Here is a 24,084-nt window from a genome sequence, read left to right as displayed (position 1 = left end):
CGGTTAAACCGGGCTGATCCTCTCGATACGCCGGCTACGCAATGCGCCCGCCGGCAGCATGCGGCGGCATTTCTGTAGCGTTCGCTTGGCTTGAACGGATGCTAAAAATTTGTCAATCCACTATTTAAAATGTGAATCATTCCCATTAAAATGGTGCGCTGCCGGTGGTAAGGCACACGCTTCCTCCCCTTGTTGCCGGCGCGGCGTCTTCGCAGCGCGTGGTCTGATCCGTCTGCGTTGGAGTCTCCGATGATCCGTAGTACCGAATTGCGTCTTGCTTCCGTGGGCGCGCGTCGCCATGTCCTGCCGCGTGCGCTGTGTGCCGCGCTGTGCACCATGGCCGCCGGCCAGGTGCTGGCCGAGACGCCCGTGGCCGCCGCCGATGCCCAGGTCACCACCCTGGACCGGTTGATCGTGCAGGGCGAACAGGCCAAGGGCTATACGGTGGAGAAGACCACCGCCGGCACGCGCATGGACCTGTCGTTGCGGGAGATTCCGCAATCGGTCACCGTGATCACCCGCGACCGCATGGACGACCAGAACCTGCAGAGCATCACCGACGTGCTCAACAACGTCACCGGCATTTCGGTGGCGCAGAGCGACAGCGAGCGGCTGGAATTCTTCGCACGCGGTTTCTACATCGACAACTACCAGTTCGACGGCATCCCGGCCTACATGGAACAGGCCTGGAGCTATGGCGATTCGGCGCTGGACGTGGCGCTGTACGACCGTGTCGAAGTGGTGCGTGGCGCCACCGGCCTGCTGACCGGCTCGGGCAATCCGTCGGCCTCGATCAACCTGGTGCGCAAGCATGCGCTCAGCCGCGACTTCACCGGCACCGTGTCGGTGGGCGGTGGCGATTTCAACAAGACCCGCAGCGTGGCCGATGTCACCGTGCCGCTGAGCCCCGAAGGCACCGTCCGTGCGCGCGTGATCGGCGTCTACCAGGATGGCGAATCGGACATGGACCGCTACGGCCTGCGCAAGAAGATCGGCTCGGCGATCATCGATGCCGACCTCACCGACAGCACCTTGCTGAGCGTGGGTTACGAGTACCAGAAGAAGGAATCGAACGACGTCACCTGGGGCGGCTTCCCTCTGTTCTTCAGCGATGGTACCCGTACGAACTATGACCGTTCGTTCAATCCGGCGGCCGACTGGACCTTCTGGGACACGCGCCTGCAGCGCACCTTCGCCAGCCTGCAGCAGAGTTTCGACAACGGTTGGAATCTCAAGGCCAATCTGAGCCACGAGAAGACCGAAGCGGCCAATCACCTGTTCTATCCGTACTACACGATCTTCGGACTCGATCGCACCACCGGTGGTGGCGTGGTGCCGTATTCGGGCAACTACCAGACCGAGCGCAAGGCCGATGGCGCCGACGTCTATGCGGAAGGCCCGTTCCAGCTGTTTGGCCGCGAGCATCATTTGGTTGCCGGCGCCAGCTACAACCGCCGCGAGTACGTCAATAATGGCACCTTCGATTTCCCGGCGCCGCTGGATAGCTACCTCGGCTGGAACGGCGCGTATCCGGAGCCCAACTGGAGTCCGCTGCTGGTGCAGAGCGACGGCACGATCAAGCAGAAGGCCGCTTATGTGGCTGCGCGTTTCTCGCTGGCCGAGCCGCTGACGCTGCTGGTGGGCGCACGCTATACCGACTGGCAGATCGAAGGCCGCAACCTAGACTTCACCACGCAGCAATTGCTGCCGTTTTCTGACACCCAGAACGAAGTCACGCCGTACGCCGGTCTGGTCTACGACATCAACGACGTGTGGTCGGCATACGCCAGCTACACCGAAATCTTCAACCCGCAGACCCTGCGCGATGCCAATGGCGGCTACCTGGATCCGTTGAGCGGCAAGGGCTACGAAGCCGGCGTCAAGGCAGCTTGGTTCGACGACAGGCTCAACGCCTCGCTTGCGGTGTTCCGCATCGAGCAGGACAACCTGGGCGTGGCTACCGGCGGCTTCGTCCCCGGTAGCACCGAGTCGGCGTATGAGGCCGCCAGCGGCGTGGTCAGCGAAGGCTTCGATTTCGAGGTGTCGGGGCGGGTGACCGAGAGCTGGAGCACCACCTTCGGCGCTTCGCATTACACCGCCCGCGATGACAACGGCTCCTCGATCAATACGCATCTGCCGCGCACCACCCTCAAACTGTTCAACAGCTACACCCCGCAAGGCGCGTGGAGCGATCTGACCGTGGGTGGTGGCGTCAACTGGCAGAACCGCTCGTACTATGTGGACCCGGTCTACGGCGCCTTTCAGCAGAGCGCTTACGCACTGGTCAGCGCGTTTGCGCGCTATCGGTTGTCGCCGCAGTTCTCGGTGCAGCTCAATGTCGACAACCTGCTCGACAAGCGCTACTACTCGCAGTTCAACGGCGGCTATGGCGCGTGGGGCGCATCGCGCAACGGCATGCTGACCTTCAACTACACGTTCTGATCGCAGACCGGGCTGGGCGCGATTTCAGCGCCCGGTCTGTTGCCGCCACATGCACAGGCACCTTGCAACAGGTGCCTGTTTTTTTGTGTCTGCATCCGCGGGGCAGAGCGTAGATCTGCTGCGCTTACCGCAATGCCGTAACTGCGTGCTGGTATCGCTTTGCTTGAGTGGTGTCGACGTGGCGCGCAGGAAGATGCCTCCCGCCAATGGCGCCAAGCGATAGAGACACTTCCTGCGTACGCATGCGTGCTGACGTGCCATCAGTCGCATCGAGGCGGCCCCGGGCTACAGTGGTTCCAGATGCGGCGCCATCACCTCTGCAACCCAGTCCATGAACGCTCGCACGCGTTGCGGCAGATGGCGACGCTGCGCGTAGAGCAGCGTGACCGGCATCGGTTCCGGCGCGATGGCGGGCAGCAGCTCGATCAAGGCACCGCTGTCCAGGTGCTGGCGTAACGGACTGGCCGGCGCCTGGATGATGCCCAGGCCTGCCAATGCCGCAGCAAGATAGGCATCGCCGTTGTTGACCGTCACCAGGCCGTGCATCGGCAGTAGCTGGTAGGCGTGTCCGTCGCGGTACTCGAAGCCGGGCGATCGCTGGCCCAGCGTCGGCACGTAATGCACCAGGTCGTGGTGTGCCAGATCGTCCAGGCACTGCAGCGTGCCCCGTCGTGCGAGGTAGTCGGCACTGGCGCAATTGATGATGCGAAACGCGCCGAGCGGTCGCGCGACCAGGTTGGTGTCTTCGAGCGTGCCCACGCGCAACACGCAGTCGAAACCTTCGCGCACCACATCGACGCGGCGGTCGGTGCCGCTGATCTCCACTTCCAGCTGGGGGTGCTGTGCCAGGAACCCGGGCAGTGCGGGAATCACGAAGTTGCGCGCGATGCCGGAGGACATGTCCACCCGCAAGCGCCCGCGTAGCTGGCTGCGTTCGCGTTGAAACATGCTCTGCAACTCGTCCATGTCGTCGAGCAGATCGCGGCTGCGCTGATAGAACGCGGCGCCGTCGCCGGTGAGTTGTACGCGACGCGTCGTGCGATGCAAAAGCTGCGTACCCAGCGAAGCCTCGAGTCGCTGCACGGCGGTAGAGACGCTGGCTTTGGGCAGCCCCAGCGTTTCGGCGGCACGGGTGAAGCTGCCGAGCTCGGCGACGCGCAGGAAGGCGCGCAGCGATTGCAGGGTGTCCATCGATTGGTCGACGTTCTTGAACGGTGCTATCAGGTTGGACCGATTTATGCGGCGCGGCAAGCGCAATAGTCTTGGCACCGTCGGGCGTTGTCACGCCCGCCCAGCGGTCACGCGCCAGCTGTGTTGATCGCTTCAAATCGCATCCCACCACACAACGGAGTCCATCCATGTCGACCACCACACCGATCACTCTGATTACTGGCGGCAGCCGCGGCCTGGGCCGCAACGCCGCGCTTGCGCTCGCTGCCGATGGCAGCGACATCGTGCTGACGTATCGCAGCCAGGCAGAGGAGGCGGCCTCCGTGGTCGCTGAGATCCACGCGCTCGGCCGCCGCGCGCACGCCCTGCCGCTGGATGTCGCCGACGCCGGGTCGTTTGCGGCATTCGCCGCGCAGTTGAAGCAGGTGCTGGCCGGTTGGGACCGCACGCATGTCGATGCGCTGGTCAACAACGCCGGTAGCGGGCTGCATGCGGCCATCGCCGACACCACGCCGGCGCAGTTCGACGCCCTGGTCAACATTCATCTCAAGGGGCCGTATTTCCTGACCCAGGCGTTGCTGCCGCTGATCGCAGACGGCGGACGCATCCTCAACGTGTCCAGTGGCCTGGCACGCTTCGCGCTGCCCGGCGCATCGGCTTACGCGATGATGAAAGGCGGGGTGGAGGTGTTCACCCGCTATCTGGCCAAGGAACTGGGCGCGCGCGGCATTCGTGCCAACACGCTGGCACCGGGTGCGATCGAAACGGATTTCAACGGCGGCAGCGTGCGCGATAACGCACAGGTCAATGCGATGGTGTCGTCGGTCACGGCACTGGGACGCCCAGGACTGCCGGACGATATCGGGCCGGTAGTTGCCGCGTTACTCGCGCCGGGGACGGGGTGGATCAATGCGCAGCGCATCGAAGTATCGGGCGGGATGTTGATCTGAATGCACAGGCCTGCGCATCACGCGCAGGCCTGTGCGTGCATCGCTGCTCGGTGCATCACTGCAGGGTTTGATCGCCATGCAATACCGGGTAAGGATTCAAGACCTCGCCCTTCCACCATTGTTGTTCCGGCCCCAGGCGGTGGATCTCGAAGTGCAGATGCGGTGCGGCAGGATCGGCATTGCCGGTACTGCCGATGTAGCCGATGACCTGGCCGCGCGTGATCTGCTGCTTTTCTGCCAGGCCGTCGGCATAGCGCTCCAGGTGGGCGTAGTAGTAGCAGTACGTCCCGTTCGGGTCGAACTGGTACACGGTCAGGCCACCGCGCTCGCTGTTGAACAGTTTCTCGACCGTGCCATCTGCAACTGCAAGCACCGGTGTGCCGGTCGGTGCAAGAATGTCGATGGCATCGTGTACGCGGCCTTCGCTGCGTGCGTCGGTAAAGGTGTCCTGCAGCTGGCCGCTGCCGATGCCTTGTACCGGAATCAGCAGGCCGCTGCCTGAAATTGCAGCCCCAGGAGAGGGTGCGGATGCCGGTGCGGTTGGCGTGTCTGCAGCAGGCGTCATCGGGCTGGATGGCGCCGACGCGGCAACGGGTGGCGCAGCGGCAGAAGGGGCCGCCATTCCAGCCCCTGCCGCGTCGGGTTGCGCTGTTACAGCGGGTGCAGCGTTGGACGCTGCCGCCACCGTTGCCTGCGGCGCCTGGCGTTCCAGCCACCAATAGCCGGCCGCACCGAGCAACACACCGACCACCAGCATCATCAGCAGTTTCATGCTTACTCCTGCATCACCACCGGCATGGACGGGCCGACCACGCCTGCCAGATTGACCACGTCCCAGTTGGTCAGACGCACGCAACCGTGCGATTCGGTCTTGCCGACATGGCCCGGCTCCGGCGTGCCGTGCAGGCCGTAATGCGGCTTGGACAGGTCGATCCACACGCGTCCGACCGGATTGTTCGGGCCGGAGGGCAGGGTGGCCTTCTGATCGCCCTTCTTGGCGTCCCAGAACAGCTTGGGGTTGTACTTGAACACCGGGTCGCGCGCGACGCCCAGCACCTTCCAGCGGCCGATCGGCAGCGGATCGTGCTTGCTGCCGGAAGAGACCGGGAACTGCGCATACACCTTGCCGTCGGCATCGAACAGGCGCAGCGTCGACTCGGACTTGTCGACCACCAGCTTGGCCGGCTTGGCCAAGGGGGAGGCGCCGTCGATGTTCGGTACCTGGATCACGCCGCCGGCCTTGCTCAAATCCACGCCGGGGTTGAGTTGGCGCAGCAGTTCCGGATCGGCATGGAAACGCTCGCCCAGCGCCTCGTCCACCGAGGTATAGCCCAGCGACGTCAGCTTGGCCTGTTCGGCCGGTCCCTTCGGAATCGGCTGGAACGGTCCGGCCACATCGGCATCGGTGAGCGTGTACTGCACCAGCGCCGGCGTGGTGTCGGCCTGCAAGGCCTGCCAGGTGGCGTCATCCAGCTCACCGGTGACCTTGATCTTGTGCGCTGCCTGAAACCCCGACACCGCACGCTTCTGATTGGAACCACGCTCGCCGTCGATCTGCCCCGGCGAGAAATGCGCGCGATCCAGCAGCACCTGTGCATGCAGATCCGAACGCGGACCAGTCGGCGCGACCGTCGCAGCCGGGGTTGCTGTCGGCGAAGGTGCCGCAGGGGGCAGCGGCGCTTGCGCCAGTGCGGACAGGGAGGTGCCCAGGGCAAGGGAGAGCAAGCAAACGCGAGCGTAAATACGTGATGGCATGAGCAGGTCCGGAGGAGACATGCGCGCACCTTGCCCGAGCCGCCTGCGTGGTCTGCGTGAAATGGCTGCACCGAGACTGACTGAGGAGGCTGTAGCGATACGAGTCGGGAGTGGGTATCTACGATCTCGTCGCCGCCCAGTTGCCGATCGCCTGCTACTGATGCTTCTACCCGGGCGGCGGCGCAGGGTGTAGATGCGCTGCAGCCAGGTCTTTTTCGCCCGATTGCGCTGCGTGTGCTGTCCACTGCGCTGTGTTGAGCGTGAGGTTGGCGGTAACGTCTAACGCCAAAGGCGCTTCACGGCTCCGGCAACCCTTGCAAGCGCTTGCTTGCTGCCGGCTCCGATCCGCGCTGGTCCATCCTGCACATGCATGCCCTTGCAGTGCAGATCGGTGAGGCGAGGAGCGGCATGCGCGGTCATGCCGGTCATCATCAACGGGCCAAAGACTGCGGCACCCCGTGGGTTGTTCGCTTCGCGCACCACGGCATCGCTTCTTGCGATACGGATGTTTCAATGCATTCCGGTTTTCCGCAAGGCGTACGCCAGCAGCCGTGCCTGCACGTGTTCGGCGATGCTGCGCGGCGCATCCAATGCCATCCGTTGCAGACAGGCGCCGTGGCTTGCATCGCCGGTATCGCGTGACAGCAGTGCGCGCCAGACGGTCGTCAGCTTCGCGCTGTTGCCGGCAGTCGCGCGTTTGAGCCAGGTCAGGGCACGCAGCACACGTTGCTCGACCTCGGTGAAGTCGCTGCCGAGTGGGTAGTCGGGCAGGCTGCCATCGCGACGGAACGGCGCCAGCGCCTGTTCCAGCGCCTGCGGCGTGTTGCGTTGTGCACGCGCGGGCAGTGCAGGGTCGCCACGCAACTTGCGCGATGCCTTGGCGGCCGCCAGCAATGCGTTCTGGAAGCGTGCATCGCAGATGCCGGCCATCGCCAGTACGCAGTCCTGATCGGTCTGGTGGCGCAGGTCGGCGATGCCGTACTCGGTGATGTACAGATCGCGCAGATGGCGCGGGATGGTGGTGTGCCCGTAGTTCCAGCGCACATTGCTCGCTGCGTGTGCACCGGCGTCACGCGTGGCCCGCAGCATCAACGCGCTGCGGGCCTGCGGCAAGGCATGTGCCATCGCCACGAAGTTGTATTGGCCGCCGACACCAGAAACCACACGGCCGTCTTCCAGCCCATCGGACACCGCCGCGCCGAGTGCAGTGGCCATCATGCAGGAGTTGAAGAAGCGCGCATCGCGGCGTTGCAGGCGCTCCAGTGCTTCGTTGCCGCCGTACAGCTGGTTGATCTCGCTGATGCGGCGCATGCCGATGGCATCGCGCGTGCCCGCATCCAGATCGCGTAGCCATCGGTAGAAGTCCGGCGAGCCGAGATAGAACGCGCCATGCAGAAACTCGCCTTCGCGTGCCAGGCGCGCATGATCGGCCGCGTCGGCACTGCTGTCGGCGATGCGCTGCATCAGCGCCAGATCGTCGTGCACCTTGCGGCGGATCACACCGCTGTCCACCAACTGCTTGAACCCTTCGTTGAGCATTTCGCTGCAGCCGTACAGGCCAATCTGGAACGGCGCCAGGCCACCGCTGGCGCGCACGGCAGGATGCTGTTCCAGTTCCGGGTCCAGCGCCTGCAGCACGCGTCGATAAGTCGTGTTGTCGGTATGTCGCAACACCAGCGCATGGCTCAGCGCATCGGCCAGGGTGCCAATGCCGATCTGCAAGGTGCCGCCATCGCGGACCAGCGCGCTGGCATACAGACCGATGGCGTAGTCGACGGTGTTCACCGGTTGCCTGGGCAACCCGAACAGGCGCGGCGACTGGCCTGGCAGGTCGATCACCAGGTCGAAGAAGGTTTCCTCCACTGCCGCGGTTCCGCCGATCCACGGCAGTTGCGTGTCGACTTCCGCCACCAGCATGGGGCGCGGCAGGCCCAGTGCCTGCACCGCATCCAGCGTGTCCTGGGTGATGTCGTTGTTGCACGACAACGACAAGCGGGTGCCGCCGGGCTCGCGTGCCACCTTCTGCACGATCAGGTTCGGCGCGCGTTGCGCCACGGCTGCGGCAGCGTGGGTGTAGTTGAGACTGGTGTAGTCGGCCTGCGCCTGGGTGGAGTGCAGCAGCCCGCCGGACTGCATGTAGAACTCTTCCACCTGCACATGCGCCGGCAGCGCATCGCGCAACATGTCATCGACGTAGGCAAGACGCGGGAAATCCGCACCGAAATGGCGCGCAAGGAAGGGCGCAGCAAAGCGCGCTTGCAGTCCCGCGCCGGGCTTGGGCGGATTGAGCGACAGCGCCGTATACAGCGCCAGCGGCCACGTCGGCGTGTGCTTAAGCTGCGCATACAAGGCGTTCAACAACCGGTGCGGCTTGCCGATGCCCAACGGCGCGCCGACGCGCAGCGGGCCATCGAGACGTTGCAGGATATGCGCAACCGCGCTGGGCAGGTCGGTGAGGTGTTCAGTCATCGGTGCAGGGTAGCCGAGGCGATGGTGGGGCAGGTATCTGGATCGCCGACAAGGCCGGGTCGATGCATGCGTCTCCTGCAAGGCAAGCGGGAAGGGCTTGACAGACGCAAGTTTTACATGCGTAATCGATAAAAATTACGGATGTAATCGCATGCCGATCAGTGACGCCGAAGCGGTGGTGATGCAGGTGCTCTGGGATGCGGCGCCGCGCAGCGCAGACGACGTGGTCGCCGCGCTGGCAGGGCACAGCGACTGGGCCGAGCCCACCGTCAAGACCTTGCTCAACCGCCTGCTCGGCAAGGGCGCAATCCGCGCGGTCAAACAAGGGCGACGTTATCTCTATTCGCCGGTGCTGGCGCGCGAGCAGTGGGTGCAGCAACAGAGCGAGGGATTGCTGCAGCGCCTGTTCGGCGGGCGGGTGGCGCCACTGGTGGCGCATTTCAGCGAGCGCGGAAAACTCAGCGCGTCCGATATCGCGGAACTGAAACAACTGATCAAGGAGCTGGACGATGAACCCTGAGGCCTGGATCCCGTTATCGCGCGCAACGCTGTACATCACCGCTGCGTTGCTGGTCTGCCTGCTCCTGCGTCGCCCATTGCGCCAGCTGTCGGGTGCCGCCGCGGCGTATGCGATCTGGCCCTGCGTCCCGCTGGCCCTGGTGGCGGCCTTGTTGCCCGGCCCGTCTTTCGGCATCACAGTGCCGGGACTGCCGGCGCCGATTGCCATGCCAGCGCCCTCCGGCGTGCATGGCGAAGGTCAGGCGTGGGCAACATGGCTGGTAGCAGCGTGGCTGGGCGGCGCGGTAGTGATGGCGATCGGTTTGTGGATGCGGCAACGGCGTTTCATGCGCAGCCTGGGGCCGTTGCAGCGGCTCGACGACCGGCTCTGGTCGGCCACGCGCGATGTCGGTCTTCCTGCATCGTTGGGACTCTGGCGTCTGCGCATCGTGGTGCCGGCGGATTTCGGTGAGCGCTACAACGTCGATGAGCGCGCCCTGATCCTGGCGCACGAGCGCCTGCATCTGCGCCGTGGCGACCTACATGCCAATCTGTTGGCGGCATTGATGCTCTGCATCGGCTGGTTCAACCCGCTGATGCATCTGGCCTGGCGTGCGTTCCGGCTGGATCAGGAACTGGCCTGCGATGCGGCCGTGCTGGCGAAACATCCGGGCAAGCGCCGCAGTTACGCCACCGCCATGCTCAAGACCCAGCTTGGTGCCGGCTTTACGCCGCTCGCCTGTCATTGGGCTGCATCGCATCCGTTGACGCAACGGATCGCGGCGCTGCGTGCTTCGCCAGTAGCTGCCGGACAGGCGCGCTGGCGCGTGGCGATGGTACTGCTGCTCGCGGCGACGATCAGTACCACGGCCTGGGCCCTGCAGCCGGCGCGCATTGTGTTAGCGGCACAACCGACGCTGGCGGCCGGCAATGCGGTGGATTTCGCCACGATGCAACCGCCGAGGTATCCGGCAGCCGCGTTCGACGGCGGTATCGAGGGCTTTGTCGAACTGCAGATTGAGGTCGACCCTGGCGGCGTACCGCAGCACATCGCTGTCGTGCGGAGCGCGCCGGCCGGCGTGTTCGATCAAGCCGTGCTGGAGGCAGCGCGCCAGTGGCGGCTGAAGCCTGCCTATGCACATGGCAGGGCGATTGCTTCAACGGTACGCGTGCCGGTGAAGTTCGCACTGGATGCGCCGGAGCAAACGTCAACCGTTGCGGATGCAGGTGCTGCGCTATCGGATCCGGCAGCGTCCAGCCGCCTTGCCGGTTGTGCTTCAGTGGGCTGCGCGATACAGGAGGGGCCGTGATGCGATTCAGAGCGACCGGCAAGACGGCAGCACAACTGTCAGGTAGGCGCGGCCGGTGCCTGGAATCGGCAGATACCACTCTTACAGTCCGGTTCCTGCGCGCCGGCCACGCCTACCTGACGACTGCTCGCCACATGTTGTCAGCCGTTCCTAATTCGATCTGCGCCGCAATCATGGCGCTGTCGCTTGGCGCATGTGCAACGCAAGGCGTGCAGGAACAGCAGCGCAGCCAGCGCGAAGATTCGGTGGACCAGCGCATGCTGAGCGCGCAGTCGGGCGGCGACGGCGGCGGCTCCATCCAGCCTTACACACTGGCGCCGGCGCAGCGCTTCCGGATGCCGCGCGCGCTGCGCAGCGACGCGCCGGTGCTGCCGGCCGATTCGCCACGGCAGAGTTTGTCGCCGACCACTGTGTGCGCGCATGTGATCCTGACCGCTGAAGGTGCGGTACAGCGCGTCGACCCCATGTCCGATCGCGACGAATGCGCGGCCGGTCTGCTGCCGGACAACGCCGATCTGGTGCAGTCGGTGCGTACCACGGTGCAGCAATGGCAGTTCGTTCCGGCCGCGCTGTGCACGTTTGCCGCAGGTGTGGCGCAGCCGGCCGCGCTGGACGATTGCAGCGGCGCCATCAGCCAGGTACCGGTACCGGTGACGCTGTCGTTCGCGTTCACCTTCGAAGTGTGGCAGGGCAAGGTCAGCGTGCGCACCGGCAAGGCGGCGCATTGAACGCGCACATCGCTGCGATCAGAGCATGTCGGGTGCGAACAGGCGCCGCCGCGAGACTTCGTCGCCGGACAGCATGAAGCGGCCATCGCCGCGGTAATGCACCGTCCTGGGAAGCGCAGGCCGCCTGGCCACCTGCGCGTTCACCACTTCCCAGACAAAGAGGGCATGGCGGTTGATCTGCCGGCCGTCGTGCAGGCGGCATTCGAAACTGGCGTAGCACTCGGCGATGGCTGGCGCTGCGACCCGTTGGCCGGGGACGGCAGTCAGTCCGAAGTGGTCGAACTTGTCGATCTGTGCACCGCTGCTGTTGCCGATGCCGATCACGGTGTCGAGCAGCTCGGCTGTCGGCAGGTTGATCACGCATTGCTTGCTGCGCCGGACCAGTTCGAAGCTGTGGTTGCCGCGAGCGATGCAGCATGCGATCAGCGAGGGCGAAAACTCCAGCACCATATGCCAGCCCATGGTCATGATGTCGCGCTGGCCCTTGTGGGCCGAGCTCACCAGTACCACCGGCCCGGGTTCGAGGAAGCGGCGCGCCTGCTCCACCGGGAATGCATGCTTTCGGTACTGTTTCATGGACACACCAGTAGATTGGATGCGGTGGTGGACTGTGCCGATGCGCTCATTCCAGCACATGCACGCTATCTGCGATGCGCTGTACTTCATCGGGATTGTGGCTGACATACAACATCGGCAGGCGGATCTCGTCGCGCACGCGTTGCAGGTAGGGAATCAGTTCTTCGCGGCGCGCCTGATCCAGTGCCGACAAGGGCTCGTCGAACAGCAGGATCGCCGGTTGCGACAACAAGGCGCGGCCGATCGCCACCCGCTGCGCCTCTCCCCCGGACAGATTGCGCGGCCGGCGTTGCAGCAACGGCGCGATACCCAGCAGCGTCACCACGTCGTCGAAGCCGAACGGCGCCGTGCCGCCGGCATGCCGGCCGTAACGCAGATTGCGGCGCACATCCAGATGCGGAAACAGCCGCGCATCCTGAAACACGTAGCCGATCCTGCGTTTGTGCGTGGGCAGGTTGACGCCTTGCCGGGCGTCGTACAGGCAGCGCCCGTCGATGCGGATATGCCCGGCCTGCGGCCGCACCAGCCCGGCGATCGCGTTGAGCACCGTGGTCTTGCCCGCGCCGGAAGGCCCGACCAGGGCCACCACGCGCGCCTGGTCCTGGATATGGAGATGCCGTTGAAAATTGCCGCGCTGCAGCTGCAGATCGATATCGAGCATCAGCTGTCCTCGCGCGGATGCGGTCTGCGCACCAGCCACTCGGACAGCAGCAGCGCCGCCAGCGAGATCGCCAGCGCAACGCCGGCCAGTCGCCACACGCCCGATTCCATGCCCGGCACCTGCATCAGCCCGTAGATGGCCGACGACAGGGTCTGGGTTTCGCCAGGGATATTGGATACGAAGGTAATGGTCGCACCGAATTCGCCCAGGGCCTTGGCAAACGCCAGCACCATGCCGGCCACCAGGCCCGGCCAGGCCAGCGGCAAGGTGATGCTGAAGAACACCCGCAGCGGACCCGCACCAAGCGTGGCGGCAGCCGCTTCCAGGCGACGGTCGGTCGCTTCGATGGACAAGCGGATCGCGCGCACCATCAACGGAAATCCCATCACCGCGCACGCCAGCGCTGCCCCGGTCCAGCGGAACGCGAACTGGATGCCGAGATGTTCCAGCAACCAGCGACCGACCGGCCCCTGCGTGCCCAGCACCACCAGTAGCGCGTAGCCGGTCACCACCGGCGGCATCACCAGCGGCAAATGCAGCAAGGCATCCAGCAGCGCCTTGCCCGGAAAGCGCCGCCGCGCCAGCAGCCAGCCGCAGGCGATGCCCGGTGGCAGGCTGGCGATGGCCGCAACGATGGCGACCTTGAGACTCAGGCCGATCGCGGTCAGCTCCTGCGGGGTGAACATCGACAACGGTGCGCCTCAATCCTTCAGCGAAAAACCACGGCGGACGAAGATCGCCTTGGCCGGTTTGCTGCCCAGCCATTGCACGAACGCGGTCGTGCCGGCATTGCTGCTGTTCTTCAATGCGGCAACCGGATACACGATGGCATCGTGGCTATCGTCGGGGAAGGTCGCGACCACGCGCACCTTGGGTTCGGCCCGTGCATCCGAGCCGTACACGATGCCAAGCGGCGCCTCGCCGCGCGAGACCAGCATCAATGCGGCACGCACGCTTTCCGACTCGGCCAGGCGATTGCTCACGCCATCCCACTGGCCGAGCTTGCGCAGCGCTGCGGCGGCATACTTTCCGGCCGGCACGCTGTTGGTCTGGCCGACCGCCAGCCGGCCGCTGTCGCCGAGCGCCTTGACGATCGCGCCCGGCTGGCGCGGATCCACGCGCAGCTTGCTGGTGGCCGGAGCGACCAGTACCAGGGTATTGCCGAGCAGGTTGTGACGCTGCGCCGGTACGACCAGGCCACGCTGCTGCAGGTAGTCCATCCATTCCAGGTCGGCCGAAAAGAATACGTCAGCCGGTGCGCCTTGCTCGATCTGGCGTGCCAGTGCAGAGCTGGCGGCGTAGGAGACGCGCACGGGCGTGCCGGTCGCCTTCTCGTAAGCGGCCGCGGCCTCGTCCATGGATTCCTTCAGGCTGGCTGCAGCAAACACCGTCACCGGCGCGGTCTGCGCAATGGCCAGGGCGGGCAGGGCAAGCATCAGCACGCAGAACGCGCGCTGCCAGAAACCGATCGTGCGCATAGGGAAGCTCCAACGGGATAAGGCGCCGATCATAGCGGCTGTGCCATGCATCCCGCGTAGCGAGCACAACCAACGCTACGCAGATACTCCGCCACAGCGGCCGGCCTGCAGATTGGCCTGCAATGCGGGCCGGATCAGCTTGGGCTCGGGCAGCGTGGCATCGCGTGCCTGACGCTGCGCCACGAATGCATCGATCTCCACCCCGTCGCGCACGTGGATATTGCTGCGCCGCTGCTCGCCGATACTGGTCTGGTACGCCACCTCACGGCCGCCCGGGCCGTAGTCGTGGCAGACGAACACGCGCGTGTCCTCGGGGAGCGCGTACATGCGCTGTATCGAGGCGAACAGTTGCCGTGCATCGCCACCGGGGAAATCGCAGCGCGCGGTGCCGGCGTCCGGCATGAACAACGAATCACCGGGGAACAGCGCATCCCCGATCAGGTACGCGATGCTGTCGCTGGTATGCCCAGGCACCGCGATGACACGCACCTGCAGCTTGCCGAGTTCCAAGCGCTCGTCGTCGGCGAACAGGTGATCGAACTGCGAGCCATCGGCACAGAAGTCATCCGGCAACGCATAGCGTGGCGCGAGCGTCTGCTGCACATCCCGGATGCCGTCGCCGATACCGATGCGCGCCTGTGGCCAGTGCCGTTTCAGCCATTGCGCGGCAGACAGGTGATCGGCATGCGCATGGGTTTCCAGCAGCCACTGCACCTGCCAGCCATGCTGGGCGATGGCATCGACGATGGCTTGCGCGGCGTGCGTGCCGACCTCGCCGGTGTCTGCCGCATAGTCCAGCGCCGGGTCGATCACCGCTGCCGCCCCGGTTGCCGCGTCGGCGACCACATAGGTGAAGGTGTTGCTGTCGGCGTGAAAGAACGCAAGCACCTCGGGCTGCATCGGCGTCTCCATCTCAGGGCGCGGCCAGCGCCGCGTTGAGCACGGCGGCCAGTCGGTCGCCGGCCTCGCGCAATTGGGTCTCGGCGAGCGGACGATAGGTCGCGATATAGTCGTCCGGCAACACATGTTTGTCTGGATAGACGCCAGGCGTGATTGCGATCTTGCAGGAAGCCTGCGCCCATGCCGCGGCCGGCGGTGGCAGCACCGACGATGTCGCAGCGGTCGCCGGCAACGCCAGCAGGCGTTGCAGATACGCATCGTCACCAAGATGACGGTCGTTGAGCATGCCGCTGTCCCACAGCGCATGCAGGTTGCTGCCCTTGCCAGCGACCTGCAGCTGGAATTCATTGCCGCCCTTGTCGTGCGCGTAGCCGGCATGCATCGGCTGATGGATGTCGCCGACAAAATGCACCACGAACTTCAGGGCCTGCCGGCGCACGTCCAGGGGCTGGCTGCGGTCGGCAAGCAGCGCGGTCTGTCGGTCGAGGGCGGCGATCACGCAGTTGCCGTCCGGGCAGTCGCGCGGCGGCGCATACGTACAGTCGTGTTCGCCAAGATTGACGTAATGCCAGGGCCCGGAGCGCTTGCCCAGCTCGGGGTCGTGTTCGCGCAGCTCGTCGGCCCAGCTGGCGACACCGGCCAAGGTCGGATTGGCTTCGCCCTTGAGCAATTGCGCCACCTGCGCTTGCGCCTGCGGGCTCAGTTCGGTCTCGGCAATGCGCGCCACCAGACGGTGGCCTTGCGGCCCCCAGGCGACGGCGCTGATGGGTTGCAGTGCCGCGACAACGGTCGCGGCAAGAACGATGATGCGAGGGGAGAAGGTCTTCATCCGGCAATTGTACGCATCGGCCCGGGACGGTTTGATGGCCGTTTCCTGTCGAAGCACAGCCTCGGCTCAGCGTGGCGTCTGCGGCATGCTCAGAAGTACACCAGGTACGACACGCCGTAGGTCAATGGATCGATCCGCGCCTTGCCCAGCCGGCTGCCATTGAAGTCGACGTTGCTGCGCGAATCGGTCCAGCGCGCATCCACCCGCAGGCCGCTGCGATCGTTGAAGATGAAGTCCACACCGACATGCGCGGTAGCGCCCACCGAATCGTCGAAGCGCAGATCGCCATTGCCGAAGGCGTCATCGACGTCTTCACCGACAAACGTGGTGTAGTTGATGCCGACGCCCACGAACGGCGACACCGTGCCGTAGCCGTTGATGTGGTACTGCAACAGCACGCTCGGCGGCACCGACCAGTAGCTGCCCACCTTGCCGACGCCTTCAAGCTGCAGATCGTGCTTGCCCGACACCGCGGCATGCACCTCGATGCCAAGATTGTTGCGCAGGAAGTATTCGTAGGTGAACGAGAGCGTCGGTGCGCCCTTGATCTCCGCACGCGTGCCGCCGAAGCTGCCGCTGTCGGACTTGGGCGCGACATAGCCGGCGCCGTAGCCCGTGGTCCAGTGGCCGGCCGATTGTGCAAGGGCGGGCGCGGCCGAGGCGGCCAGTGCGATGGCGAGGGCGGTACGGATCAGCATGCTCATGGAATCCCCGGATAGGTCGGACAGGCGGTCGACGTGACCAACCTGTCCGCAGCTCCGGCGGTGGATTCACGTCCCTGGACGCCAAGTGTGCCAGAGATGCATCGCGCACGCTGGCTGGGTCAGAACCGGTGCACGTAGGCCACGCCGTAGACCAGCGGGTCGATGTTGACCGTGCCGATGCGGTTGCCGTCGAGGCGCGCTTCGGTGTCGATGTCGATCCAGCGCAGATTCACCCGCAGCGCGCCGCGGTCGCTGAGCTTGTAGTCCAGGCCCGCGTGCAGCGCCAGGCCCCAGGAATCGTCCAGTTCCAGCTCGCTGCCGGCCAGCGCGCCGCGCGTGTCGGTACTGAAGAAACGGGTGTAGTTGATGCCCGCGCCAACGAACGGCGAGAGCCTGCCCTGGCTGTTGAAGTGGTACTGCAGCGAAATCACCGGCGGCAGATGCTTGGTGCTGCCGACACGCCCCAGGCCGCGCAGCGCGATGTCGTGCTCGAACGGCAGCGCAGCCAGTACTTCGATGCCCAGGTTGTCGGCGATGAAGTATTCCGCGGTGAAGGTCGGCTTGATGTCCTTGCCGACGTCCGCTTCGAGCGTGCCGCCGACCAGACGGCCGTTATCGGACTTGGGAGCGACCTGGTGGGCACCGACGGCAACGGTCCAGTCGCCTTTGGATTGAGCCAGTGCGGGAACGCTGGCGAAGGTGGCGGCCAGGCCGGCGAGCAGAAGGGTAGAGCGCATGCGCATGGAAACTCTCGTTGTGTGCAGAGGATGGAGGAAGTCTTGGGGCTTTGCCCGATGGATGCCTTGATCCTGATCAATCCGTCGGCGCAACGACGCTGCAGGTCATGCGTGGATGCGAGCAAGCGTGGATGCGAGCAAGGGGCCGGCACCGACACCAGCAATCCGCGCCGTGCCGGTGATCGCACCGGTGCATTGCGTCGGATCTGTCATGCCATGCGCTTGGCGCGAGGGGCACCCGAGGAGTAACGCGATGCCTGCATGCGCGGTGGAACAGTGAGGGTGCGCCGCATGGAGAATCTCGGTTGTGATCGATGGGTGCCTCGGCAGGCAGGGCCAGCAGCGACATTCGCGGCCCGCCGACATGCCGCGGTTCGGCAGATGGATGAATACGCCTTTCAGCGTATCGGCGTAAATATCAAGTTGTTGAAATAACTGGATATATCGAAAATCAGTCGCTGTGCCGATCGTCGCTTCCATGCGGTGGGCCAGATCGTCATGGGTCGCCGAATCAGAAAACATATCGGCGCGCAGTGCCGCGCCTGCGCTGCCGCGCGCGCATCGCATCGCCGGTTGACGGCACAGCCACGCAGGTTTGTGCAGTTTCCGGTTTCCCACCACGCATGCACCGTGGCACAACGTCCTCGCGCCACATGCTGCAACGCCGGCTGCAGCACGGCCGTGCGAGTGCGACGCTGCTAGAATGGGCGTCCCTTTCCATCCGCCGCGCCATCGCGGCCGCAGGAGCTAGTGAACATGGCAATCAAGGTTGGCATCAACGGGTTCGGTCGCATCGGCCGCAACGTGCTGCGCTCTGCGGTGCAGAACTTCGCCAATGACATCGAGATCGTGGCCATCAATGACCTGCTCGAGCCCGATTACCTCGCCTACATGCTGCAGTACGACTCGGTGCATGGCCGCTTCAAGGCAGATGTGTCGGTCGACGGCAACACGTTGATCGTCAACGGCAACAAGATCCGCCTCACGCAGGAACGCGACCCGGCCAACCTCAAGTGGGACGCGGTCGGCGCCGATGTGGTGATCGAGTCCACCGGCCTGTTCCTGACCAAGGAAACCGCGCAGAAGCACCTCGACGCGGGTGCCAAGAAGGTGATCCTGTCGGCACCGTCCAAGGACGACACGCCGATGTTCGTGTTCGGCGTCAACGACAAGACCTACAAAGGCGAAGCGATCGTCTCCAACGCCTCGTGCACCACCAACTGCCTGGCGCCGTTGGCCAAGGTGATCAACGACAAGTGGGGCATCAAGCGCGGCCTGATGACCACCGTGCACGCGGCCACGGCGACGCAGAAGACCGTGGACGGCCCGTCGAACAAGGATTGGCGCGGTGGGCGCGGCATCCTGGAGAACATCATTCCCTCCTCCACCGGTGCCGCCAAGGCCGTGGGCGTGGTGATTCCCGAGCTCAACAAGAAGCTGACCGGCATGAGCTTCCGCGTGCCGACCTCGGACGTGTCGGTGGTCGACCTCACCGTCGAACTGGAAAAGCCGGCCACCTACGCCGAGATCTGCGCCGAAGTGAAGGCGCAGAGCGAAGGCGCCTTGAAGGGCGTGCTGGGTTACACCGAAGACAAGGTCGTGGCCACCGACTTCCGCGGCGAAACCTGTACCTCGGTGTTCGACGCCGACGCCGGCATCGCGCTGGACTCGACCTTCGTCAAGCTGGTGTCCTGGTACGACAACGAGTGGGGCTATTCCAACAAGTGCCTGGAAATGGTGCGGGTTGTCGCGAAGTAAACCTGGCGCTCAGGCGATGCGTAGAGGCCCCGGCATGCCGGGGCCTTTTGTTTTGTGTCTGCCGGAATGTGATGTGTGCATCTACCGTCGCCGCGTCGTCGTCAGTACGGGAAGTGGACTTTGGGAGGCCTACGTGCGCTAATTTGCGGGCACGGCGGTCGTTCCCGTGTCGTGTACGAAGGATCGGGGAACTCCATGGATCGAGAGAACAAAACTCATGAGTAAATTTCTGGCGGGCGTACTGGCGCTCGGTGTGGTGTTTGCGGTGTCGGCTCCGTCGACCAGTTGGGCGGCGAAGAAGCAAGCCGGTACGCCGGCCTGGATGAACGCCGATGGCGAGGTGATCAAGTCGTCCGACGTCGAGGCGGGCTACGGCGAAACGGTCAAGGGCGTCAACGATTACGAAGGCGAGATCACCGGCAAGCCGGCGCCTGACAGCAAGTTCACCCAGCTGAAGATCGGCATGCCGATGAAGCAGGTCACCGACCTGATTGGTCAACCGAACGATCAGGGTTCTTACGTGACCGGCAAGGCGTTCATCCCGTTCTTCTTCGGTGGCGACCGCTACCGTTATGAGATGGCCTACAAGGGCCAGGGGCGCCTGGTGTTTGCCGGCAAGTCGATGGACACCGGCGGCAACCTGATCTGGATCATCCATAACAAGAACGACAGCGGCTACCGCGAATAAGTGTCAGACGCCCGGTTGTTCCGGGCGTTTTTTTTTGGGTGGATGTGCGTGCATGTGGCCAGCATGTGCGGGTGCCGCTAACGGCATCGCGTCGCTGCGCTTCAGGCAGTGATTGGCTGCCAGATGCGTCCTGAGCCTGTATGGTTCGCGCATTCGGCCGGATGCCGACCCAGGGGTTGTGCGTTGGAAACGATGATTGTGTTGGTGGTGCTGTTGCTGCTTGCGGTGCCGGTAGGGTTGGTGATCGCCCTGGTGTGGATCGCCGGGCTGCGGCGGCGCGTGGATGCGCTGGAACAGCGGCTTGCGCAATGGCAGGCCAGCGACACCGGAGGCGCGGACGCGGCGGCGGTGCACAGGTCAGCGCCCACGCCACCGCCTGCCGGGGCGTGGGAGCCGCACGCGACGTCCGACGTCGGCATGTCTGCGTCTGGCGAGCCTGAGCTGCCTCGCGCAGCAGATCTGCAAGCCGCGCCGACGCCGGCCTCGGTCGCACCACTGCCAGTGCCGCCATCATTGCCGGCAGAAGCTCCCGCATCGTCGCCGGCGCGCAGCGCAGCCCAAGCACCGCCGCTGACCGCTGCGCCTGCCGAGTTCGCACAGCCAGCGCACGCCGTCCCATCCGGGCCAGGCCCGCTGACGCGCGTGGCCAGCGCAGTGAAGCGCTGGTTCACCGAAGGCAATGTGCCGGTCAAGGTCGGCATGCTGGTGTTGCTGGCCGGTGTGGCATCGTTGTTGAAATACGCCAGCGACCAGGGCTGGATGCGCATGCCGATCGAACTGCGGCTGGCCGGCATCAGTGTGCTGGCGCTCGCCGGCCTGGTTTTCGGCTGGAAGCAACGGCTGCAGCGGCCGGGCTTCGCGTTGGCGTTGCAGGGCGGGGCCATCGGCGGCTTGCTGCTGACGGTGTTTGCCGCGTTCAAGTTGTACGGGCTGCTCGGCGCGGGTCTGGCGATGGGCATCAGCGTGGTGCTGATTGCCGGCATGTGCGTGCTGGCGGTGATGCAGGATTCGCGCACGCTGGCGGTACTGGGCGTGCTGGCCGGCTTCCTTGCGCCGATCTGGCTGTCCACCGGCAGCGGCAATCATGTTGCGCTGTTTTCGTACTACGCAGTGCTCAATGCCGGCATCGTGGCGATCGCCTGGACACGTCCGTGGCGGGTGCTGAACCTGCTCGGATTCGCCTTCACCTTCGGCATCGGCACGCTATGGGGCGCGCTGCAGTACACCCCGGCGAAATTCGCCACGACCGAACCTTTCCTGCTGTTGTTCTTCGTCATGTATGTGGCGATTCCGGTACTGCACGCGCGTCGCGGCGATGGCAGTGCGGGCAAGCTCATCGACGGTAGCCTGGTGTTCGGCACCCCGCTGGTGGCCTTCGCATTGCAGGCGCGCCTGCTGGATGGCGAGCGCTTGCCGCTGGCGCTGTGTGCGCTGGCGGTGGCTGCGCTGTACGCAGGCCTGGCCAGCTGGTTGCTGCGGCGTGCCTCCACGCGCCTGCTGGGCCAGGCGCATGCGATGCTGGCGGTCGGTTTTGCGACATTGGCGGTGCCGCTGGCATTGTCGGCGCGCGCCACTGCCAGCGTCTTCGCACTCGAAGGCGTCGGTTTGTTGTGGCTGGGGCTGCGGCAGCAGCGTCGGATCTCGCAGTTCAGCGGGGTGGCGTTGCAGTTGCTGGCGGCGGTCGGCGTCGCGTTCGGCGTGGATGCATGGCGCTACGACGCGGTGGCCGTTGCCAACGCCACCTGCATGAGCAGCTTGCTGCTTGCGCTGGCCGGCTGGGCCAGTGCCTGGTTCCTGCGCACTGCGGGGCAGCCGCGCCGCGCGCTGGTGGCGTATCTGTGGGGGCTGGGCTGGTGGGCGCTGTGCGGTGTGCACGAGATCCTGCGCTTTGCCGGCGATCTGCGCAGCGAGCCGGATCTGCTGTTGGGCTTTGTCGCGCTCAGCGTGTGGCTGGCAGCCGAGGTGCACCGCCGTCGCCCGGCAACGGCGCTGGTGTGGACGGCGATGTTCGGGCTGGCGCTGGCCGCGCCGTTGGCGCTGTGGCAGAGCCATGCGCATACGCAACCGTTCGCGCATTGGGGGGCGCTGGCCTGGCTGGCGTTCGCCGTGGCAGGCACGCGCGCGCTGTGGTGCCTGCGCATGCAGCACGGTGCCGGCGCGGTGGCCGCACAGTTCATTTGGTGGCTGCTGTGGCCGCTGGTGGCCTCGTTGGGCGTGGCCTGGCTGGCCGATACGTTCATGCTGGCAAATGGCTGGCGGTGCGCCTTGCTGGCCGCGCCCTGGCTGATCGTGGCGGCAGTGGGTCTGTTGCGCTGGCCGTGGCTGGCGTGGCCGCAGGGTGCGGGTTTCGATCGGGCACGCAATGCCTTGCTGGGCTGTGTGTTCGCGGTGCTGGGCATCGGCTGGTTGATCGTGCTGCTGGACCCGGTGAGTGCGGCGCCATTGCCATGGCTGCCCGTGCTCAACCCGGCCGAGCTGGCGCAGCTGGCGGTGCTGGCCTTGCTGGCGCGTTGGGCCTGGTCTGCGCAGGCGCCGTTGGCCGTGCAACGGTGGCGGGTGACTGCGCTGGGCGTGTCGGGCTGGGCCTTGATCACCGGCAGCACCTTGCACAGCGTGCATCACTGGGGTGGCGTGGCGTGGGATGCCGGGTTGATCGGCGCGACTCTGTCTCAGACCAGCCTGACCATCGTCTGGAGCGTGCTGGGCGTGCTGGGCTGGGTGATCGGCTCGCGGCGCGGTCAGCGTGGACTGTGGCTGGGTGGTGCGTTGTTGATGGGCCTGGTGCTGGCCAAGCTGGTGCTGGTCGACCGCCAGCATCTGGGCGATCTACTCGGCATCGGCTCGTTCGTGGCCTATGGCCTGTTGTGCACCGTGGTGGGCTATCTGGCACCGGCGCCGCCGCGCCAGCCGGTGGCCGAAGAGCAGGCTGGCGGAGACGATGGCGTGGACAAGGATCAGGCATGAAATCGAGGCAATGGGGATGGCTGCTGCTGGTGCCGCTGCTGGCGCAGGCAGCCGATGTGCGCCAGGACTATCGTCAACAGTGGCCGCTGCAGGTAACCGGCGCGGACGCCGGCATGTATCAGCTGCGCTTGAACGCGGCGATCTATCGCAGCGCCCATGACGCGGGGCTGGGCGATGTCACCGTGATCGATGCGCGTGGCGAGGAAATGCCGGCCGCGCTCTTGCCGGTGGATGCCGCGCCGGCCGCCGCGCCGCGCCGGCAACGCCTGCCCTTGTTCGCGCTGCCGGCCGGTGCGGCGCCTGCCAACGGCGATCTGCAACTGATCGCCGAACGCGATGCCAGTGGCGCGGTGCGTCGGCTGGAAGGCCGCTTCGCCACCGGCACCGCTGCCGTTGCAAATGGCGGGGGCAGCTGGCTGATCGATGCCAGCGCGTTGCGCGATCGTCCGCGTGCGCTCTGGCTGGACTGGGACGGCAACACGCCGGTGCAGGCCCGGCTGCGCGTGGAAGGCAGCGACGATCTGCGCGACTGGCACCTGCTCGCCGCAGATGCCACCGTGATGGCGCTGGACAACCAGGCGCAGCGTCTGCAGCAGCGCCGCATCGCGTTGGACGCGGGCGCGCGCTATCTGCGCATCGTGCCGGTGTCCGGCGAACTGCCGGCCTTGCGCGTGGTCGATGCGGAACTGGATGGCGTCTCGGCGCCACTGCAATCGCAGTGGCTGGAATTGCCGGGCACTGCGCAGGACAAGGCAGTGGTGTATGCCTTTCCTGGGCGCTTTCCGATCACCCAGGTCGATGTCAGCGGCGGCCAGGCCGAGGCCGTCGAATGGACCGTGGCAAGCCGCGATGCCGATGACGCGCCGTGGCTGCAACGTGCCGGGCCGTGGTTGGCGTATCGCCTGGGTACTGGCACCGCCGCCGCGTCGCCACCGCAACAGCTGTCGGCCCCGGTGCGTGATCGCCAGTGGCGATTGTTCGCCGCACAGGGGCGCAGCACTGCGCTGCCGACGCTGCGTCTGGGCTACCAGCCGGAGCGGATGATGTTCCTCGCACAGGGGCAGCCGCCGTATGCGGTGGTCGCCGGCAGCGCGCGGCTGCACCGTGGCGCCGCGCCGCTGGCCTCGATGCTGCAGGCACTGCGCCGCGAACGCGGAGCGCAATGGCAACCGGCGCAGGCCAGCGTCGCTGCGCAGGCACAGCCGCTGGCCGGCGACGCCGCACTGCAGCCGGCCGCTTCGCCGCGCGACTGGAAGCGCTGGTTGCTATGGGCGCTGCTGATCGGTGGCGCCCTGCTGGTCGGTGGTTTCGCAGCGAGCCTGCTGCGCAGCTCGGCGACCGATCGCAGCCCCTGACGCACGCGCGCGCCGCACCGCGGTTTGCCGCTGCGGCGCGAAGGTCCGACAATGGGCACCCCCCGTCGCCAAGGCAGCCGCATTGCCCGTCGTCTTCGACCGACCATCTCCC

21 protein-coding genes, 1 other RNA gene and 1 pseudogene are annotated in these 24,084 nt (G+C 65.7%); 10 read left to right on the top strand and 13 right to left on the bottom strand.

From position 1 onward, the window contains the following. The first annotated feature begins 249 nt into the window (after positions 1–249). On the top strand, positions 250–2,442 hold the full coding sequence (gene fhuE, locus XarjCFBP7645_RS03045) for a ferric-rhodotorulic acid/ferric-coprogen receptor FhuE (protein WP_104536180.1): 2,193 nt from the start codon (positions 250–252) through the stop codon (positions 2,440–2,442). A gap of 285 nt (positions 2,443–2,727) precedes the next feature. On the opposite strand, the gene XarjCFBP7645_RS03040 is transcribed toward fhuE, so the two are convergent. Continuing rightward, the gene (locus XarjCFBP7645_RS03040) at positions 2,728–3,699 is read right to left on the bottom strand and encodes a LysR family transcriptional regulator (protein WP_181126215.1); all 972 of its coding nucleotides are present in this window, start codon (positions 3,697–3,699) and stop codon (positions 2,728–2,730) included. Positions 3,700–3,800: 101 nt separating this feature from the next. Between XarjCFBP7645_RS03040 and XarjCFBP7645_RS03035 the strand changes: the two genes are divergently transcribed. Further along, complete coding sequence (locus XarjCFBP7645_RS03035; RefSeq protein WP_104536178.1) at positions 3,801–4,562, top strand: SDR family NAD(P)-dependent oxidoreductase; 762 nt, start codon at positions 3,801–3,803, stop codon at positions 4,560–4,562. 55 nt (positions 4,563–4,617) lie between these two features. Here XarjCFBP7645_RS03035 and XarjCFBP7645_RS03030 read toward each other — a convergent pair whose 3' ends face one another. The 3 genes from XarjCFBP7645_RS03030 to XarjCFBP7645_RS03020 all read right to left on the bottom strand — a co-directional run bounded on the left by XarjCFBP7645_RS03030 (position 4,618) and on the right by XarjCFBP7645_RS03020 (position 8,786). Then, positions 4,618–5,334 carry a M23 family metallopeptidase gene (locus tag XarjCFBP7645_RS03030; protein ID WP_104536177.1) on the bottom strand — a complete coding sequence of 239 codons (717 nt, stop codon included), beginning with the start codon at positions 5,332–5,334 and terminating at the stop codon, positions 4,618–4,620. Between the two features lie 2 nt (positions 5,335–5,336). Then, complete coding sequence (locus XarjCFBP7645_RS03025; protein WP_181126214.1) at positions 5,337–6,260, bottom strand: L,D-transpeptidase family protein; 924 nt, start codon at positions 6,258–6,260, stop codon at positions 5,337–5,339. Positions 6,261–6,827: 567 nt separating this feature from the next. Beyond that, positions 6,828–8,786, bottom strand: coding sequence for an acetyl-CoA hydrolase/transferase C-terminal domain-containing protein (locus XarjCFBP7645_RS03020; protein ID WP_104536175.1), 1,959 nt, complete (start codon positions 8,784–8,786; stop codon positions 6,828–6,830). Between the two features lie 151 nt (positions 8,787–8,937). On the opposite strand from XarjCFBP7645_RS03020, the gene XarjCFBP7645_RS03015 reads away from it, so the two are divergent. The 4 genes from XarjCFBP7645_RS03015 to XarjCFBP7645_RS03000 all read left to right on the top strand — a co-directional run bounded on the left by XarjCFBP7645_RS03015 (position 8,938) and on the right by XarjCFBP7645_RS03000 (position 11,322). Next, entirely contained in the window at positions 8,938–9,306 is a 369-nt protein-coding gene (locus tag XarjCFBP7645_RS03015; protein WP_104536174.1) for a BlaI/MecI/CopY family transcriptional regulator, read from the top strand. Next, on the top strand, positions 9,296–10,594 hold the full coding sequence (locus tag XarjCFBP7645_RS03010; protein WP_104536173.1) for a TonB family protein: 1,299 nt from the start codon (positions 9,296–9,298) through the stop codon (positions 10,592–10,594). Before XarjCFBP7645_RS03015 ends, XarjCFBP7645_RS03010 begins: the two co-directional genes overlap by 11 nt. Before the next feature lie 70 nt (positions 10,595–10,664). Next, positions 10,665–10,740, top strand: a non-coding RNA gene (locus XarjCFBP7645_RS03005) — sX9 sRNA. 27 nt (positions 10,741–10,767) lie between these two features. Further along, a complete protein-coding gene (locus tag XarjCFBP7645_RS03000) occupies positions 10,768–11,322 on the top strand; it encodes a hypothetical protein (RefSeq protein WP_258079495.1) in 555 nt (184 codons plus the stop codon). A gap of 18 nt (positions 11,323–11,340) precedes the next feature. Here XarjCFBP7645_RS03000 and XarjCFBP7645_RS02995 read toward each other — a convergent pair whose 3' ends face one another. The 9 genes from XarjCFBP7645_RS02995 to XarjCFBP7645_RS21290 all read right to left on the bottom strand — a co-directional run bounded on the left by XarjCFBP7645_RS02995 (position 11,341) and on the right by XarjCFBP7645_RS21290 (position 17,729). Beyond that, positions 11,341–11,898, bottom strand: a complete 558-nt coding sequence (locus XarjCFBP7645_RS02995; RefSeq protein ID WP_104536171.1) for a flavin reductase family protein — start codon at positions 11,896–11,898, stop codon at positions 11,341–11,343. A gap of 46 nt (positions 11,899–11,944) precedes the next feature. Beyond that, complete coding sequence (gene modC / locus XarjCFBP7645_RS02990; RefSeq protein ID WP_104536170.1) at positions 11,945–12,559, bottom strand: molybdenum ABC transporter ATP-binding protein; 615 nt, start codon at positions 12,557–12,559, stop codon at positions 11,945–11,947. Next, on the bottom strand, positions 12,559–13,245 hold the full coding sequence (gene modB, locus XarjCFBP7645_RS02985; RefSeq protein WP_181126213.1) for a molybdate ABC transporter permease subunit: 687 nt from the start codon (positions 13,243–13,245) through the stop codon (positions 12,559–12,561). Before modB ends, modC begins: the two co-directional genes overlap by 1 nt. 15 nt (positions 13,246–13,260) lie before the next feature. Next, positions 13,261–14,037: a molybdate ABC transporter substrate-binding protein gene (gene modA, locus XarjCFBP7645_RS02980; protein WP_104536168.1), complete on the bottom strand. Its 777-nt coding sequence runs from the start codon at positions 14,035–14,037 to the stop codon at positions 13,261–13,263. A gap of 75 nt (positions 14,038–14,112) precedes the next feature. Then, positions 14,113–14,937: an MBL fold metallo-hydrolase gene (locus tag XarjCFBP7645_RS02975; protein ID WP_104536726.1), complete on the bottom strand. Its 825-nt coding sequence runs from the start codon at positions 14,935–14,937 to the stop codon at positions 14,113–14,115. Between the two features lie 13 nt (positions 14,938–14,950). After that, the gene (locus tag XarjCFBP7645_RS02970; protein ID WP_104536167.1) at positions 14,951–15,766 is read right to left on the bottom strand and encodes a S1/P1 nuclease; all 816 of its coding nucleotides are present in this window, start codon (positions 15,764–15,766) and stop codon (positions 14,951–14,953) included. Between the two features lie 89 nt (positions 15,767–15,855). After that, positions 15,856–16,470 carry an OmpW/AlkL family protein gene (locus tag XarjCFBP7645_RS02965; protein WP_104536166.1) on the bottom strand — a complete coding sequence of 205 codons (615 nt, stop codon included), beginning with the start codon at positions 16,468–16,470 and terminating at the stop codon, positions 15,856–15,858. A gap of 119 nt (positions 16,471–16,589) precedes the next feature. Then, positions 16,590–17,213, bottom strand: coding sequence for an OmpW/AlkL family protein (locus XarjCFBP7645_RS02960; RefSeq protein ID WP_104536165.1), 624 nt, complete (start codon positions 17,211–17,213; stop codon positions 16,590–16,592). Positions 17,214–17,312: 99 nt separating this feature from the next. Next, positions 17,313–17,729 (bottom strand): hypothetical protein, encoded by a 417-nt coding sequence (locus XarjCFBP7645_RS21290; protein WP_146096265.1) that lies wholly within the window; start codon positions 17,727–17,729, stop codon positions 17,313–17,315. 234 nt (positions 17,730–17,963) lie between these two features. Here XarjCFBP7645_RS21290 and gap point away from each other — a divergent pair, with 234 nt between their 5' ends. From gap to XarjCFBP7645_RS02935, 4 genes and pseudogenes are all read left to right on the top strand, one after another. Beyond that, positions 17,964–18,965: a type I glyceraldehyde-3-phosphate dehydrogenase gene (gap, locus tag XarjCFBP7645_RS02950; protein WP_016902270.1), complete on the top strand. Its 1,002-nt coding sequence runs from the start codon at positions 17,964–17,966 to the stop codon at positions 18,963–18,965. 217 nt (positions 18,966–19,182) lie between these two features. Further along, complete coding sequence (locus XarjCFBP7645_RS02945; RefSeq protein WP_104536163.1) at positions 19,183–19,653, top strand: hypothetical protein; 471 nt, start codon at positions 19,183–19,185, stop codon at positions 19,651–19,653. A gap of 504 nt (positions 19,654–20,157) precedes the next feature. After that, positions 20,158–22,617 (top strand): annotated as a pseudogene (locus XarjCFBP7645_RS02940) (DUF2339 domain-containing protein); the annotation flags it as partial. Continuing rightward, complete coding sequence (locus tag XarjCFBP7645_RS02935; RefSeq protein WP_104536161.1) at positions 22,614–23,972, top strand: DUF3999 domain-containing protein; 1,359 nt, start codon at positions 22,614–22,616, stop codon at positions 23,970–23,972. The pseudogene XarjCFBP7645_RS02940 and the gene XarjCFBP7645_RS02935, both read left to right, overlap by 4 nt. Positions 23,973–24,084 lie beyond the last annotated feature (112 nt).

The sequence above is a fragment of the Xanthomonas arboricola genome (genome assembly GCF_002940665.1).
GTDB lineage: Bacteria > Pseudomonadota > Gammaproteobacteria > Xanthomonadales > Xanthomonadaceae > Xanthomonas > Xanthomonas arboricola_B.
The sequence above is the reverse complement of the archived record's forward strand: the minus strand, read 5'-3'. Positions and strand labels throughout refer to the sequence as shown.

Bases quoted from the DNA above. Each gene is read 5' to 3' on its own strand.
- XarjCFBP7645_RS03020 (WP_104536175.1), bottom strand. From the start codon at position 8,786: ATGACTGAACACCTCACCGACCTGCCCAGCGCGGTTGCGCATATCCTG.
- XarjCFBP7645_RS02935 (WP_104536161.1), top strand. From the start codon at position 22,614: ATGAAATCGAGGCAATGGGGATGGCTGCTGCTGGTGCCGCTGCTGGCG.
- XarjCFBP7645_RS03000 (WP_258079495.1), top strand. From the start codon at position 10,768: ATGGCGCTGTCGCTTGGCGCATGTGCAACGCAAGGCGTGCAGGAACAG.
- XarjCFBP7645_RS21290 (WP_146096265.1), bottom strand. From the start codon at position 17,729: ATGTTTTCTGATTCGGCGACCCATGACGATCTGGCCCACCGCATGGAA.
- XarjCFBP7645_RS03030 (WP_104536177.1), bottom strand. From the start codon at position 5,334: ATGAAACTGCTGATGATGCTGGTGGTCGGTGTGTTGCTCGGTGCGGCC.
- XarjCFBP7645_RS03035 (WP_104536178.1), top strand. From the start codon at position 3,801: ATGTCGACCACCACACCGATCACTCTGATTACTGGCGGCAGCCGCGGC.
- XarjCFBP7645_RS02995 (WP_104536171.1), bottom strand. From the start codon at position 11,898: ATGAAACAGTACCGAAAGCATGCATTCCCGGTGGAGCAGGCGCGCCGC.
- gap (WP_016902270.1), top strand. From the start codon at position 17,964: ATGGCAATCAAGGTTGGCATCAACGGGTTCGGTCGCATCGGCCGCAAC.
- XarjCFBP7645_RS02970 (WP_104536167.1), bottom strand. From the start codon at position 15,766: ATGAAGACCTTCTCCCCTCGCATCATCGTTCTTGCCGCGACCGTTGTC.
- XarjCFBP7645_RS02965 (WP_104536166.1), bottom strand. From the start codon at position 16,470: ATGAGCATGCTGATCCGTACCGCCCTCGCCATCGCACTGGCCGCCTCG.
- modC (WP_104536170.1), bottom strand. From the start codon at position 12,559: ATGCTCGATATCGATCTGCAGCTGCAGCGCGGCAATTTTCAACGGCAT.
- XarjCFBP7645_RS02945 (WP_104536163.1), top strand. From the start codon at position 19,183: ATGAGTAAATTTCTGGCGGGCGTACTGGCGCTCGGTGTGGTGTTTGCG.
- modA (WP_104536168.1), bottom strand. From the start codon at position 14,037: ATGCGCACGATCGGTTTCTGGCAGCGCGCGTTCTGCGTGCTGATGCTT.
- XarjCFBP7645_RS02960 (WP_104536165.1), bottom strand. From the start codon at position 17,213: ATGCGCATGCGCTCTACCCTTCTGCTCGCCGGCCTGGCCGCCACCTTC.
- XarjCFBP7645_RS02975 (WP_104536726.1), bottom strand. From the start codon at position 14,937: ATGCAGCCCGAGGTGCTTGCGTTCTTTCACGCCGACAGCAACACCTTC.
- XarjCFBP7645_RS03015 (WP_104536174.1), top strand. From the start codon at position 8,938: ATGCCGATCAGTGACGCCGAAGCGGTGGTGATGCAGGTGCTCTGGGAT.
- modB (WP_181126213.1), bottom strand. From the start codon at position 13,245: ATGTTCACCCCGCAGGAGCTGACCGCGATCGGCCTGAGTCTCAAGGTC.
- XarjCFBP7645_RS03010 (WP_104536173.1), top strand. From the start codon at position 9,296: ATGAACCCTGAGGCCTGGATCCCGTTATCGCGCGCAACGCTGTACATC.
- fhuE (WP_104536180.1), top strand. From the start codon at position 250: ATGATCCGTAGTACCGAATTGCGTCTTGCTTCCGTGGGCGCGCGTCGC.